This window comes from Sphingobium cupriresistens LL01, assembly GCF_001046645.1.
GTDB lineage: Bacteria > Pseudomonadota > Alphaproteobacteria > Sphingomonadales > Sphingomonadaceae > Sphingobium > Sphingobium cupriresistens.
Genome location: NZ_KQ130434.1, coordinates 2,564,889 through 2,576,737 on the forward strand (window position 1 = coordinate 2,564,889; position 11,849 = coordinate 2,576,737).

The following is an 11,849-nucleotide window of genomic DNA, read 5'->3' on the forward strand; positions in this document are numbered from 1 at the left end:
GTTCAGAAAGTCGTGGGCGGCCCTGATGAGGGCGGCGGCGGCGCGGCGAGGCGCGCGATGACGCCCGTCTTGAGCGCGAAGGCGATCGGGCCGAAGGCGATCTGCCAGGTCGGGAGCGGCAGATCTGCGGCGACGAGCGGCGGCACGAGCGGTTGGACCGAGGCGGCGAAGGGGCAATGCTGCTGCCCGGTCATGCCATCGTCCGGCTGGCCTTGCTTGCCCGGCGCTTCCCCGCGCGGGACCACGACATTGACCGCACCCTGCCCGGTGCAGAGCGTCACCACGACGCCCGTTGCGGTGCGCACCGGCATGAAGCCGGCGGGCGCGATCAACTGGATGGCGAGGACGAGGAGCGCCAGTGCGGCCAACAGCCCGCGCGCCCTTTCCGATTGTCTGATCGCCCCCATCATGGCGCTTCCCTAGCGGCGACGGAGCGTTCTGTCATCCGGTCAAAAGGTCCAACCTGTCCATTCACTCACCTTGACGTAAACGTAAAGCTCGATTACATCTTTCGGCATGAACAACCGCAGCAGCATCGCCGGCATCGAACTGCCCGACCATAGCGAACGGCAGAGCTACAGCATCACCGACCTGTCCGAAGAGTTCGGCGTGACCGCGCGCGCGCTGCGCTTCTATGAGGATGAGGGGCTGATCTCGCCGGAACGGCAGGGGCTGGCCCGCATCTACTCGCGGCGCGACCGCGCCCGGCTCGCCTGGATTTTGCGCGGCAAGCGCGTCGGTTTCAGCCTGACCGAAATCCGCGAGATGATCGATCTCTACGACGCCGACGAAGAGCATGAGGCCCAGCGTCGCGTCACCGTGGACAAATGCAAGGCGCGAATCGACCTTTTGACCCGGCAGAAAGAAGATATCGACGCCGCCATCGCCGAACTGGACGCCTTCGTCGCGACCATCGAACAGCGCTAATTCCCTCCCCTACCCTTCAATAAAAATATCGCAGGAGAAGATCATGCCCAGCTATGCCGCCCCCGTTCGCGACACCCGTTTCGTGCTGGACCATGTGGTCGGGCTGGACCGCTACGCCAATCTGCCCGGCTTCGAGAACGCCACCCCAGACCTGGTCGAGGCGATCCTGACCGAAGGCGGCAAGATGGCGGCCGAAGTGCTGTTCCCGCTGAACGCGGTGGGCGACAAGGAAGGCTGCACCCGGCATCCGGACGGCAGCGTGACGACGCCGACCGGCTTCAAGGCGGCGTTCGACCAATTCGTCGCGGGCGGATGGACGACGATCCACGGCCCGGCGGAATTTGGCGGCCAGGGCCTGCCCAGCGTGCTGGCGACGGCGGTGGACGAATATGTGCTGTCCGCCAACCAGGCGTTCGAAATGTATCATGGCCTGACCGCCGGAGCGGTCGCGGCGCTGATCGCCAAGGGCAGCGCCGAATTGCAGCAGCGCTATATTCCCAAGATGGTGTCGGGCGAATGGACCGGCACGATGAACCTGACCGAACCGCATTGCGGCACGGACCTGGGCCTCATCAAGACCAAGGCGGTACCACAGGCCGATGGCAGCTACGCCATCACCGGCACAAAGATCTTCATTTCGGCGGGCGAACATGACCTGTCGGAAAATATCATCCACCTGGTCCTGGCCAAGACGCCCGACGCGCCCGAAGGCAGCAAGGGTATTTCGCTGTTCGTCGTGCCCAAGCTGTTCGTCGATGATGACGGGACAGTGGGCGACCGCAACGCCGTGTCCTGCGGGTCGATCGAGCATAAGATGGGCATTCACGGCAACGCCACCTGCGTCATGAATTATGACGGCGCGACCGGCTGGATCGTGGGCGAGGAGAATAAGGGCCTGGCCGCGATGTTCATCATGATGAACGCCGCGCGGCTGGGCGTGGGCCTGCAGGGGCTGGGCCAGGCGGAGATCGCGTTCCAGAATGCGGTCCATTATGCGAAGGATCGCCGTCAGGGCCGGGCGCTGACCGGGCCGAAGGAGCCGAACGAGAAGGCCGACACGCTGTTCGTCCATCCCGACGTGCGCCGGATGCTGATGGAGGCCAAGGCGATCACCGAAGGATTGCGCGCCTTCATCCTGTGGGGCGCATTGCAGGTCGACCTGTCGCACCATGCCGCCACGGAAGAAGAGCGCCAGACCGCCGACGACCTGATCAGCCTGCTGACCCCGGTCATCAAGGGCTATGGCACCGACAAGGGCTTCGACGTGGCGGTCGCCTGCCAGCAGGTGTTCGGCGGCCATGGCTATATCTGGGAAAATGGCGTGGAACAGTATGTCCGCGACGCCCGCATCGCCCAGATTTACGAAGGCACCAATGGCGTGCAGGCGATGGACCTAGTCGGCCGCAAGCTGCCGATGAATGGCGGGCGGGCGCTCCAGGCATTCCTGAAGATCGTCGCCGACGAGGTGGCCGACGCCAAGGGGCATGAGAAGCTGAGCAGCTTTGCCGAGGCGCTGGAAAAGGCGAGCGGCCAGTTGGGCGCGGCGACCATGTGGCTGATGCAGAATGCGATGAAGAACCCCGACCATGCCGGGGCGGGCGCGCATCATTATATGCACATCATGGGCATCGTCGCGACCGGCCTGATGTGGCTGCGCATGAGCAAGGCGGCGGTGACGCTGCTGGAAGCGGGCGAAGGGGACGCGCAGTATCTGGAAGCCAAGCTGGTGACGGCGCGCTTCTATGCGGAACGGATCATGCCCGATGCAGGGTCGCTGCGTCGCAAGATTGAGGGCGGCGCCGATGCGCTTATGGCGCTCGATCCAGACATGTTCCTGGCCGCCTGACCCGGTGCGACCAGTATCAGACGAAAAAAGGGCGGCCCATCGGTCGCCCTTTTTGCGTCAGGCTGCGAGCGGGATCGGGGTCACATCGTCCTCGACCGGCGTCTGCGCCTTGGCGAGGCCGGCCATATAGCGTTCGCCGATGACGACGTCACGGCGATAGGCGAAATAAAGCGACAGCAGGGAAAACATCGTGGAGCCTCGATTGATAGATTTTGCTGCGTTGCAACATCAAGGTTCATCTGGGCTTCCGGTCGCGCTTTCGCAAATGCAATGCGGGTCGAGGCGATTGCAGTTAATGTAAGTCGGCGTAGCGGGTTGGTCTGGTAGCGACCGAGGACGTGTCCCACTCCCGCTGGCGGGGGCATGGCCGTAAACCACCCATCCTCCCCTCCCCGTGCAACAACCGACCCTAGCCATCGTCCCCCGCCCCCGTTAGCATCCGCCCATGCCAGCCCCCGACATCGCCGCGCCTTCAGCGCCCTCCTCCGCCCGCACCCTGGGCCTGGCCGCCTGCATCGCGCTGGTCATGGGCAATATGATCGGGTCGGGCGTGTTCCTGCTGCCCGCGGCCCTCGCGCCGTTCGGCTGGGATGCGGTGGCGGGATGGGTGTTCACCATCGCTGGGTCGCTGGTGCTGGCCTTCGTCATCGCCCGGATGACCGTCGCCATGCCCGACGCCAATGCATCGCAGATGATCGCGCGTGCCTATGGACCGCTGGCGGGCTTTGCGATCGGCTGGATCTACTGGCTGTCGATCATCATCACCAACGTCACCATTGCGGTGGCGGCCACCGCGAACCTGAGCAGCGTGCTGCCCGCGCTCGCCGCGCCGGGTATGGGCGCAATCTGCTCGATCGCCTTCCTCTGGGCGATGACCGGCATCAACCTGATCGGCGCGCGGGCGGCGGGCATGACGCAGATCGCCACCACCTGCGTCAAGCTGATCCCCATCATCGTCGTCATGGTGTTGCTGGTGCTGATCCTCTCCAGCGGCGAGGCGCAGGTCGCGCCCTTTCCCGCGCAAGGCCTGACCGGCGCGAGGATCACCGCGTCGGCGGCGTTGACGCTGTGGGCGTTGCTGGGGTTCGAATCCGCCAGCGTCGCGGCCGACAAGGTGCGCGATCCTGCGCGCACCATCCCGCGCGCGACATTGATCGGCACGGCGGCGACGGGGCTGATCTACCTGCTGGTCTGTTCGGGGATAGCGCTGACCCTGCCAGCGGCGGAAACGCAGACCGGGTCGCCCTTCGCCGCGTTCGTCAGCCATTATTGGTCGGCGGGACCAGCGCGCTATATCGCGATCTTCGTGGTCGTCAGTTGCCTGGGCGCGCTCAATGGCTGGACATTGTTGCAGGGGGAGGTGCCGCTGGCGATGGCGCGGGCGGGGGAACTGCCGCGCTGGCTGGCTGGCACCGACGCCAAAGGAACGCCGGTGCGCGGGTTGATCCTGTCCACGACATTGGCCAGCCTGTTGCTGGTCGCCAATAGTTTGCAGGGGCTGGTGGCGCTGTTCACGGCGATGGCGCTGCTGGCGACATCGGCGACCTTGTGGCTCTATGTCGGGTGCGCGTTGGCGAGCCTGCGTTTCCGGCTGGTGGCGCCGGCGGCGGTCATCGGGCTTGGCTATGCGCTCTGGACGCTGTGGGGCGCGGGACTGGCGGCCAGCGGGTCGAGCGTCTTGCTGATGGCGGCCGGCCTGCCCTTCTACTGGTGGGCGCGGCGGGAGCGACGGTCCTTGTAAGACATCCGTTCGGTTCGCGCTTGTCGAGACCTATTCTCGATACGCCTTCTCGACAGGCTCGAAGGCTACTCGAATCGAACGGCATCCTTTTTAAAGATCAATCCGCCCACAAATCCTTGAGTTTGGAGAAGAAGCCGCTGACCTGCGGACATTCCTCGCCGGTTTCGGTCTCGCGGAAGGCTTCAAGCAGTTCCTTCTGCTTCGCGGTCAGGCGGGTCGGCGTCTCGACGTCGATCTGGACGACCAGATCGCCCTGACCCCGGCCGTTCAGCACCGGCATACCGCCGCCACGCTGGCGAATCTGCTTGCCCGACTGAATGCCGCTGGGAATCTTGATCTCATGTCGCAGGCCGTCCAGGCCCGGCACTTCAATCGATCCCCCCAGCGCCGCCGTCGTGAAGCTGACCGGCGCGCGACAGAACAACGTCGTGCCGTCGCGTTCGAACAGGCCGTGCCGCTTCACATGCAGGAAGATATAGAGGTCACCCGCCGGTGCGCCGCGCGCGCCAGCCTCGCCCTCGCCCGACAGGCGAATGCGCGTGCCTTCGTCAACACCGGCCGGGATATTGACCGACAGACTCTTGGGCTTGTCCACCCGGCCTTCGCCCCGGCAGGAGCGGCACGGGCTTTCGATCACCTGACCTGCGCCATGGCAGGACGGACAGGTGCGTTCGACCACGAAAAAGCCCTGCTGCGCGCGGACCTGGCCATGGCCCTTGCACGTGCCGCAGCTCTTGACCCCGGTGCCGGGCTGCGCGCCCGATCCCTCGCAACTATCGCAGGCCGTGGACACCTCGATCTCGATCTCGGTCTTCTTGCCATGATAGGCTTCGTCCAGCGTGATCTCCATGTCGTAGCGCAGGTCCGCGCCGCGACGATTGGCCTGACGCCCGCCACCCTGCCCGCCAAAGCCGGACTGGCCGAAAATGGTTTCGAAAATATCGCCCAAGTCGGAAAAGCCGCCTGCGCCGCCGCCGTGAAAACCGCCGCCGCCGCCCTGCTGTTGCTGGGTGTAGGCCGCATGGCCGAACCGGTCATAGGCCGCGCGCTTTTGCGGATCTTTCAGGCAGTCGTAAGCCGCCGACACGGCCTTGAACTTCGCTTCGCTGTCGGTGCATCCCCCGGTCTTGTCCGGGTGATATTTCATCGCCATTTTGCGATAGGCGCTTTTGATGGCGCCTCCGTCAGCCGTGCGCTCGATTTCGAGCAACTCGTAATAATCAACTTCGGTCGTCATAGAGGCTCCCGCCCGCTTCGCCCGTCACCCCGGTTCGTACCGGCATGACGGGCGATGGGCATAGATTATGCCTTGTTGTTTTCGTCGACTTCCGAGAATTCGGCGTCAACGACATCATCGTCAGCCTTAGGCGCATCCGCACCCGGAGCAGCGGCCGAAGCCTGCTCCTTCTCGTAGATCGCCTGGCCCAGCTTCATCGCGACGGTCGCGAGTTCCTGCGCCTTGGCTTTCATCGCTTCGGGCTCGCCGCCCTCGATCGCCGCCTTGGTGTCGGCGATCGCGGTTTCGATCTCGCCCTTCAGGCTGGCGTCGACCTTGTCGCCATGTTCGGCCAGCTGCGCTTCGGTCGTGTGGACCAGGCTCTCGGCGTTGTTCTTCGCCTCGGCCGCCTCGCGACGCTTCTTGTCGTCCTCGGCGAAACGCTCGGCATCCTTGACCATCTGGTCGATGTCGGAATCGCTGAGGCCACCCGACGCCTGGATGCGGATCTGCTGTTCCTTGCCGGTGCCCTTGTCCTTGGCCGACACATTGACCAGGCCGTTGGCGTCGATGTCGAACGTGACTTCGATCTGCGGCACGCCCCGCGGCGCCGGCGGGATGCCGAGCAGGTCGAACTGGCCCAGGATCTTGTTGTCCGCCGCCATTTCCCGCTCACCCTGAAACACGCGGATCGTCACCGCCTGCTGATTGTCGTCGGCGGTCGAATAGACCTGCGACTTTTTGGCGGGGATCGTTGTGTTGCGGTCGATCATACGGGTGAACACGCCACCGAGCGTCTCGATGCCCAGCGACAGCGGCGTCACGTCGAGCAGCAGCACGTCCTTGACGTCGCCCTGCAACACGCCCGCCTGGATCGCCGCGCCCATGGCGACGACTTCGTCGGGGTTCACGCCGGTATGCGGTTCCTTGCCGAAGAACTCCTTCACGGCTTCGCGCACCTTGGGCATCCGGGTCATGCCGCCCACCAGCACCACTTCGCTGATCTCGCTCGCCGAAACGCCCGCGTCGGCCATCGCCTTCTTGCACGGTTCCATGGTCCGCTTGATGAGGTCGGCGACCATACGCTCCAGATCGGCGCGGGTGATCGTCTTGACCAGATGCTTGGGACCATTTTGGTCGGCGGTGATGAAAGGCAGGTTGACTTCGGTCGACTGGGCCGACGATAGTTCGATCTTCGCCTTTTCCGCGGCTTCCTTCAGACGCTGGAGGGCCAGCTTGTCCTTTGTCAGATCGATGCTCTCGGTCTTCTTGAAGTCGTCGGCCAGGAACTGCACCACCTTCGCGTCGAAATCCTCGCCGCCAAGGAAAGTGTCGCCATTGGTCGACTTCACTTCGAACACGCCGTCGCCGATCTCCAGGATCGAGATGTCGAACGTGCCGCCGCCAAGGTCATAGACCGCGATCGTCTTGCCGTCCTGCTTGTCCAGCCCGTATGCAAGGGCGGCCGCGGTCGGCTCATTAATGATGCGCAGGACTTCGAGGCCCGCAATCTGGCCGGCGTCCTTGGTCGCCTGACGCTGGGCGTCGTTGAAATAGGCGGGAACGGTGATGACCGCCTGCGTGACCGTTTCGCCCAGATAGGACTCCGCGGTTTCCTTCATCTTCTGCAGGATGAACGCGCTGATCTGCGACGGGCTGTAATCCTCGCCACCGGCCTTGACCCAGGCGTCGCCGTTCGGGCCCTTGGCGATGTCATAGGGGACGAGTTCCATGTCCTTCTTGGTCATGGGATCGTCGAAGCGGCGGCCGATCAGGCGCTTCACCGCGAAAATCGTGTTGTCGCCATTGGTGACAGCCTGGCGCTTGGCCGGCTGACCGATCAGGCGCTCGCCATCCTTGGCGAAGGCGACGATCGAGGGCGTGGTGCGCGCACCTTCTGCATTTTCGATGACCTTGGGCTTGCCGCCGTCCATGACGGCGATGCAGCTGTTGGTGGTGCCAAGGTCGATACCGATTACTTTTGCCATTGTGTCCTCTTTGAACCCCAAATTCTATTCAGCGGTTGACGGCCCAATACCTCACATAAGCGCCAAGGCAAGGCCGGTTTGCAGGTGGGATATAGGCGCGCTTTCGCTTGGCACAAGAAGTTGTGACGATTACCTATGCGGGCGACCGGAAACGAGACAGTCATGGAGCATCCAATGCGCGCGCCCCTTATCCTCTTCGCCCTTGCCGCACCGATGCTGCTCAGCGCCTGCGGCGATCCTGCCCCCAGCTATATCGACCAGGCCTGGGTGCGGCTGTCGCCCAATAAGGACACGCCCTCGGCCGGCTATTTCGTCATCCATGGCGGCGACGCGGGCACGCAGCTGCGCGGCGTGCTGACCGACTATGCGCTCAAGGTCGAAATGCATGAGAGTATCGACAAGGACGGGATGATGACGATGCAGGCGGTCGACAAGGTCGATGTGCCGCCCAAGGCAACGGTCGCCTTCGCGCCTGGGGCTAAACATCTGATGCTGTGGGGCGTCAACGATACGGCGATCAGCCGGGGTAAGATGCAGCTCACCTTCCTGATGGGCAATGGCGACCGGCTGCTGGTGGACGCGGTGGTCCGCAAGCCCGAAGCGGCGGGTGCGACCGCCGCCGCCAAGTCGGAGGGGCACGAGGGCCATTGACCAGCCGCGCGCTGACAACGCAGGAGGTTGCGCTGGCGCGCGGCATGTTCGGCGGGGCGATCGATTATAGTCGGGTGCGAGCGCATGAGCGCAAATGGTGGCCGCTCCAGCCCAAAGGGGTGACGATGGCGCCGGATGGCGACCTGTGGTTTCATCCTGACGGCGGGTTGTTCTGCGCGGATTTTTGCGACGGGCCGCTGCATTTGCAGGGGCATTTCATCCACGAAATGACCCATGTTTGGCAGGCGCAGCGTTCGGGAAAGTGGTGGCTGCCGCTGATGCGGCATCCCTTCTGCCGCTATGGTTATGATGTCGTGCCGGGGCGACCGTTCGACCGCTATGGCATAGAGCAGCAGGCGGAGATCGTGCGGCACGCCTTTCTGTTGCGGCGGGGTGTCGCGGTGGTGGGGAAACCGGGGCTAGAGGTTTATGAGGGGCTGCTGCCCTTTGGTTAAGACGGTTACCAATATTTGGTAGCATCGCGTCATGAGCAGCAAGACCACCTCCATCGCGCCGGGCGATCGCTTCCGCGAATTTGCCGCGCGCAAGGTCAGCGAAGGCCGTTACGGAAGATTTCGTTTCCGACGTCTTTTTGGCGGCTAAAAGACATGCCCGATGATGGGTCGGATCATCCGCATGGCCATGATAGCGTGGACATTGTGTGCGTATTCCATCAGCGGATGGATGCTGCCGCAAAGTTCTGATGCCTGATGCGATACAGAAAGGGCGGACCTTCCGGCCCGCCCTATTCCGCATTCACACCAGATCGCGGCCTTTAATATACGCGCGCCTTGGGCTTCACATATTCCGCTTCGTCGGTCATCGTATAGTCGTGGACCGGGCGATAATCGAGCGTCACCTTGCCGCCCGAACCGCCCCAGCCTTCGAACCAGCTGATGGTGTGCTTCATCCAGTTTTCGTCGTCGCGGTTGGGGAAATCCTCATGCGCGTGAGCGCCGCGCGATTCCTTGCGCGCTTCGGCGCCTTCCATCGTGCAGATCGCCTGGCACATCAGATTGTCCAGCTCCAGCGTCTCGATGAGGTCGGTGTTCCAGATCAGCGAGCGATCCGAAACCTTGACGTCCTGCAACCGCTTGTTGACGGCCTGCATCTGGATAACGCCTTCGGACAGAAGCGCGCTGTCGCGGAACACGGCGGCGTGCTTCTGCATGGTGCGCTGCATGTCCAGGCGGATGTCCGCCGTCGGCGTGCTGCCCTTGGCGTTTCGATAATGGTCGAGACGCGAGAGCGCCAGGTCCGCGGCATCGGCCGGCAGCGCCTTGTGCGGCGCGTTGGGCTTGAGATTGTCCTTGAGGAACAAGCCCGTAGCACGGCCGAACACGACTAGGTCGATGAGGCTGTTGGAGCCAAGGCGGTTGGCGCCATGGACCGACACGCAGGCCGCTTCGCCGACCGCGAACAGGCCTTTCACGATCACTTCGGGATCGTCGCCCACCTTGGTCACGACCTGACCATGATAATTGCAGGGGATGCCGCCCATATTATAATGGACGGTCGGCGTCACGGGCAGCGGCTGGCGGGTCAGGTCGACGCCGGCAAAGATCTTGCCGCTTTCGGTGATGCCCGGCAGGCGCTCGGCCAGCACCTTGGGATCGATATGGTCGAGGTGCAGGAAGATATGATCCTTATGCTCGCCCACGCCGCGCCCTTCGCGCATTTCCATCGCCATCGAGCGGGACACGACGTCGCGCGACGCCAGATCCTTGGCCGAGGGGGCATAGCGTTCCATGAAACGCTCGCCTTCGGAGTTGGTGAGGTAGCCACCCTCGCCGCGCGCGCCTTCGGTGATGAGCACGCCCGCGCCGTAGATGCCGGTCGGGTGGAACTGCACGAACTCCAGATCCTGGAGCGGCAGGCCCGCGCGCAGCACCATGCCGCCGCCGTCGCCGGTGCAGCTATGCGCCGAGGTGGCGGAGAAATAGGCGCGGCCATAGCCGCCCGTCGCCAGCACGACCGCATGGCTGCGGAAGCGATGGATTGAGCCATCCTCCATGCAGATGGCGATGACGCCGCGACATTCGCCATTTTCCATGATGAGGTCGATGGCGAAATATTCGATGTAAAAGTCCGCGTCATATTTCAGCGACTGCTGATAGAGCGCGTGCAGCATGGCGTGGCCGGTACGGTCGGCAGCGGCGCAGGTGCGCTGCACCGGCGGGCCGGCGCCCATATTCTGCATATGGCCGCCGAAGGGCCGCTGGTAGATGGTCCCGTCCTCGTTGCGGCTGAACGGCACGCCGGCATGTTCCAGTTCGATCACGGCCGCCGGCGCTTCGCGCACCATATATTCGATCGCGTCCTGGTCGCCCAGCCAGTCGGACCCCTTGACGGTGTCGTACATGTGCCAGGTCCAGTGGTCGGGACTGTTATTGCCCAGCGACGCGGCGATGCCGCCCTGCGCCGCGACGGTGTGGCTGCGTGTCGGGAACAGCTTGGTGATGCAGGCGGTCTTGAGGCCCGCCTCGGCGCTGCCCATGGTCGCGCGCAGGCCGGAGCCGCCCGCGCCCACGACAACCGTGTCGTAGGTGTGGTCGATGATCTTATAGGCTTCGGTCATGGCTTGACGACCCCAATGAAGGCGATCTTGGCGATCGCGAAGACGCCCGCGGCCGCGCCGCCAAAGGCATAGAAATTCAGGACGAGCATGGAGAAGAAGGCCAGACCCTTGTCATGGACATAATCCTCCAGCATCACCTGCATCCCCAGGCGCAGGTGCATGAAAATGCTGACGACCATCAGCATCAACGGCACCGCAACCACCGGGTTGGCGATCCAGCCGACGACGCTTTCATAATCCAGGCCGGGCAGGCTGAGCAGGCTGAACAGCAGCCACAGCGTCAGCAGCAGGTTGCCGACGGCGGTGTAGCGCTGCGCCAGCCAATGATGCGCGCCGTGACGGGCCGAGCCCAGGCCGCGGACGCGACCGATACCAGTACCGTTGCCCATCAGAGCGCCTTTCCGAAGATGGTGAGCCAGACGAGGCCGGTCACGAGCAGCGATGCGATGAAGGTCGCGATCGACCACAACTTGTTGTTCTTCAGTTCGTAACCCGCGCCCATGTCGAGCACGAAGTGCCGCAGGCCAGAGAAGAGATGCTGGAAGAAGAACCAGCTAAGGCCGATCATCACCAGATAGCCGATCGGCGAAGTGGCGCACTTCACGAAGGTCGCATAAGCCTCCGGCCCGGTAGCGGCGGCCATCAGCCACCAGATGAGGCCGAGTGCGCCGGCGGTGGCCAAGCCATTGCCCGTTACGCGGTGCATGATGGAGACGGCCATGGCCGGTCCCCATTTCCAGATCGTCAAATGCGGCGAGAGCGGCCGGCTGTTGGATCGCGCCATGTCTACCCTAGTCCCTGATACGTGTCCCTGAGTCCGCCCCCCTTAGGTGCGATACGCCAAGAGGGCAAGAAGCGGAAAGCGGGAGATTGCCGCTACCCCTTTGGCCAGGTCGGCCAGC

12 protein-coding genes are annotated in these 11,849 nt (G+C 63.9%); 5 read left to right on the top strand and 7 right to left on the bottom strand.

The genetic code is table 11. The annotated features are described in order from the left end of the window. Positions 1-2: 2 nt before the first annotated feature. Positions 3-410 (bottom strand): DUF2946 family protein, encoded by a 408-nt coding sequence (locus V473_RS12320; RefSeq protein ID WP_066604420.1) that lies wholly within the window; start codon positions 408-410, stop codon positions 3-5. Positions 411-516: 106 nt separating this feature from the next. On the opposite strand from V473_RS12320, the gene V473_RS12325 reads away from it, so the two are divergent. Both V473_RS12325 and V473_RS12330 read left to right on the top strand, forming a co-directional pair. Continuing rightward, positions 517-927, top strand: coding sequence for a MerR family transcriptional regulator (locus V473_RS12325; protein ID WP_066604422.1), 411 nt, complete (start codon positions 517-519; stop codon positions 925-927). Positions 928-970: 43 nt separating this feature from the next. Continuing rightward, the gene (locus V473_RS12330) at positions 971-2,773 is read left to right on the top strand and encodes an acyl-CoA dehydrogenase C-terminal domain-containing protein (RefSeq protein ID WP_066604425.1); all 1,803 of its coding nucleotides are present in this window, start codon (positions 971-973) and stop codon (positions 2,771-2,773) included. A gap of 57 nt (positions 2,774-2,830) precedes the next feature. Here V473_RS12330 and V473_RS24565 read toward each other — a convergent pair whose 3' ends face one another. Beyond that, positions 2,831-2,962, bottom strand: a complete 132-nt coding sequence (locus V473_RS24565; protein WP_269076438.1) for a hypothetical protein — start codon at positions 2,960-2,962, stop codon at positions 2,831-2,833. A gap of 256 nt (positions 2,963-3,218) precedes the next feature. On the opposite strand from V473_RS24565, the gene V473_RS12335 reads away from it, so the two are divergent. After that, positions 3,219-4,514, top strand: a complete 1,296-nt coding sequence (locus tag V473_RS12335) for an amino acid permease (RefSeq protein ID WP_066604426.1) — start codon at positions 3,219-3,221, stop codon at positions 4,512-4,514. Between the two features lie 97 nt (positions 4,515-4,611). Here V473_RS12335 and dnaJ read toward each other — a convergent pair whose 3' ends face one another. Next, the gene (dnaJ, locus tag V473_RS12340) at positions 4,612-5,751 is read right to left on the bottom strand and encodes a molecular chaperone DnaJ (RefSeq protein ID WP_066604429.1); all 1,140 of its coding nucleotides are present in this window, start codon (positions 5,749-5,751) and stop codon (positions 4,612-4,614) included. 65 nt (positions 5,752-5,816) lie between these two features. Next, positions 5,817-7,718: a molecular chaperone DnaK gene (gene dnaK, locus V473_RS12345; protein WP_066604431.1), complete on the bottom strand. Its 1,902-nt coding sequence runs from the start codon at positions 7,716-7,718 to the stop codon at positions 5,817-5,819. A gap of 174 nt (positions 7,719-7,892) precedes the next feature. Between dnaK and V473_RS12350 the strand changes: the two genes are divergently transcribed. Further along, positions 7,893-8,369, top strand: coding sequence for a copper chaperone PCu(A)C (locus V473_RS12350; protein ID WP_066605654.1), 477 nt, complete (start codon positions 7,893-7,895; stop codon positions 8,367-8,369). Further along, on the top strand, positions 8,366-8,824 hold the full coding sequence (locus V473_RS12355) for a vgr related protein (protein WP_066604434.1): 459 nt from the start codon (positions 8,366-8,368) through the stop codon (positions 8,822-8,824). Before V473_RS12350 ends, V473_RS12355 begins: the two co-directional genes overlap by 4 nt. A gap of 320 nt (positions 8,825-9,144) precedes the next feature. Here V473_RS12355 and sdhA read toward each other — a convergent pair whose 3' ends face one another. From sdhA to sdhC, 3 genes are read right to left on the bottom strand one after another with little or no spacing between them, the layout of a single operon-like run. Then, the gene (sdhA, locus tag V473_RS12360) at positions 9,145-10,947 is read right to left on the bottom strand and encodes a succinate dehydrogenase flavoprotein subunit (protein WP_066604435.1); all 1,803 of its coding nucleotides are present in this window, start codon (positions 10,945-10,947) and stop codon (positions 9,145-9,147) included. Further along, the gene (gene sdhD, locus V473_RS12365; protein WP_066604441.1) at positions 10,944-11,336 is read right to left on the bottom strand and encodes a succinate dehydrogenase, hydrophobic membrane anchor protein; all 393 of its coding nucleotides are present in this window, start codon (positions 11,334-11,336) and stop codon (positions 10,944-10,946) included. The genes sdhA and sdhD overlap by 4 nt, the downstream gene beginning before the upstream one ends. Then, positions 11,336-11,731, bottom strand: coding sequence for a succinate dehydrogenase, cytochrome b556 subunit (sdhC, locus tag V473_RS12370; protein ID WP_066604444.1), 396 nt, complete (start codon positions 11,729-11,731; stop codon positions 11,336-11,338). Before sdhC ends, sdhD begins: the two co-directional genes overlap by 1 nt. Positions 11,732-11,849: the final 118 nt, after the last annotated feature.